This is a genomic window from Photorhabdus sp. CRCIA-P01 (assembly GCF_003545805.1).
In the GTDB taxonomy this organism is placed as follows: Bacteria; Pseudomonadota; Gammaproteobacteria; order Enterobacterales; family Enterobacteriaceae; genus Photorhabdus; species Photorhabdus antumapuensis.
The window spans coordinates 1-2,350 of record NZ_NMQR01000133.1 but is presented as its reverse complement, the minus strand read 5'-3'; the positions used below and the strand labels follow the sequence as shown (position 1 = coordinate 2,350).

At 38.0% G+C, this 2,350-nt stretch carries 2 protein-coding genes and 1 pseudogene; all 3 read right to left on the bottom strand.

The window, feature by feature from the left end; translation table 11 throughout:
* A partial coding sequence (locus D3222_RS24215; protein ID WP_157975441.1) for a T6SS immunity protein Tli4 family protein occupies positions 1 to 783 on the bottom strand: 783 nt, incomplete at its 3' end.
* Between the two features lie 215 nt (positions 784 to 998).
* The gene (locus tag D3222_RS24210) at positions 999 to 2,108 is read right to left on the bottom strand and encodes a T6SS immunity protein Tli4 family protein (protein ID WP_118988319.1); all 1,110 of its coding nucleotides are present in this window, start codon (positions 2,106 to 2,108) and stop codon (positions 999 to 1,001) included.
* Positions 2,101 to 2,350, bottom strand: a pseudogene (locus D3222_RS24205) (esterase/lipase family protein); the annotation flags it as partial. The pseudogene D3222_RS24205 and the gene D3222_RS24210, both read right to left, overlap by 8 nt.

The window sequence follows — 2,350 nt, the reverse complement described above, 5'->3', positions numbered from 1 at the left end:
ACCTGCCGCTAAAATTTCCTCCGTATGAGTACCGTTAATTTTCCGCTTCCCTTTCCTTATTGTCTTGACCCGCATAGCTAATAACATCCCTTCCATTCCACCAATACGATCCAGCATATTGTCTTTCTCTTTAAGATCATTCAGTATTTCAATACTGAAATTAAAATGGTTACTTTCATTTCCCTGATAGACAAAGGTTATATTCTCTTTCTCATTACTACTACCAGTAATAAATCCGTCCGGGATACAGGTTCCTGCCATTGTGGGGATTTCTGTATCCTTTCTGCCGCTGATTCTGGAAAGAAGTCTATTCATTCTTTCCAGAGTTTGATACAACTCATTATATTCTCTTTCAGAAAATCCACCTCGGATATAATCATCTCTGTCTGCTTTATACTTATCATCTGATAACTCAATAAATTTCATTGTGATGATAAAGGCAACCCCATTATTATATAAATGCGCTTCTAATATTCTGGCATAACCAGGAGCGCTGGTGTCCTGGTTCCTATCAAAAATCACACCCAGCAAATCCCCCTGGAGACGATAGACTTTTTTTAAAAATGGCATATTTTTTGGGTCAACATATTTAGTCGCTTTTAATTCCTGCTCTCTTAATTGTATCCGTTGTTCAAAGGCAGGCAGATATAAACGTTTGGTTTCTATTTTTGCATCACCAATAAATATCCCATCATGGAGGATATTGCCAAATGCTACGGGGATATCAACCAGATAACGGCCCACACAACGGGTTTGCATATTTGCTAACAGTTCGGTCGTCATTCGCTTTTCCTTCTCAGTTAAAATAGGGTGATGATAAGGGGTAGGGAAATACCACCACAGAATATAGGTAACCACTAAAATAAATAAGGCATTTTTCTTATTCAATTTTCACCTCTTTAACCATCTTGACGACTGAAAATTACTCATTATCTTTATATTTCCACCCTATTTTTTACCCTTATATCCCTATAAGGGAGTTAATTTAAAGCGTATTTTCATCGCTCGCCGAAAGCACCCGGTCTTTTACGAAAGGTCTTCGTTACCGCATCCCAAAATGCTACTAGTTCATTTTCACTATATGGCGTTGGCGACTCTCTGTCATTACTCAAACTAATACTAACAAAGGGGTTTCTATAATCCCCTACCGTTTCATTAGCAATTAATTCGAACATATATTGAGGAATCTTAGTGTCAGGTTCCGATAACATCCCTTCCGAACCTGTTGTTAAAAATTCTTCCCCGTTAGTACCGTTCATTTCCCTTTTTCCTTTCCTTATTGTCTTGACCCGCATAGCTAATAACATCCCTTCCATTCCACTAATACGATCTAACAAATTACTTTCCTCTTTAAGATCATTAAATATTTCAATCCTAAATTTAAAATGATCATTTCCATTCCCTTGATAAACAAAGGTTATATTCTCTTTCTCATTACTACTACCAGTAATAAATCCGTCCGGGATACAGGTTCCTGCTATCGTGGGGATTTCTGTGTCCTTTCTGCCGCTGATTCTAGATAATAACTCCTTCATTTTCACCAGAGTTCTAACTGTGGTATTTAATTCACTTTCACTAATCTGTGCTTTGATAAAGTCTTCCCTATCATCAGCATATTTAATATCAGACAGATCCAACATTTCCATTACAATTTTAAATGCGACACCATTATTATATAAATGCGCTTCCAGCACTCTCCCAAAACCAGGTTCATCAATATTTTCATTTCTATCAAAAATCACACCTTTTAGATTTCCTTCAAGGCGATAGACTTTTTTCAAAAAGGGCATATCTTTCGGATCGACAGTTTTAGTTGTCTTTAATTCCTGCTCCCTTAATTGTATCCGCTGTTCAAAGGCAGGCAGATATAAACGTTTGGTTTCTATTTTTGCATCACCAATAAATATCCCATCATGAAGGATATTGCCAAATGCTACGGGGATATCAACCAGATAACGGCCCACACAACGGGTTTGCATATTTGCTAACAGTTCGGTCGTCATTCGCTTTTCCTTCTCAGTTAAAATAGGGTGATGATAAGGGGTAGGGAAATACCACCACAGAATATAGGTAACCAACAAAATAAATAAGGCATTCTTCTTATTCAATTTTCACCCCCTGAACCATCTTCACAATTGCACGCAGGGTAAATAACCGGGCTTTGCTATCTTTAGTTTCTTTATCCTCTTTATACGCCCCTTCGTGATCCACCTCCGTTGCCAGCAGGCTACGTAAACTTCTGGCTTTAATACGACCCGCCTGTACCGGCACTGTACCATCCCCTTTCTCATTTGGTGATGCCAGTACAAAATATTTTTCTTTATAATCCCATGAGGAAGGTCCAACAAGA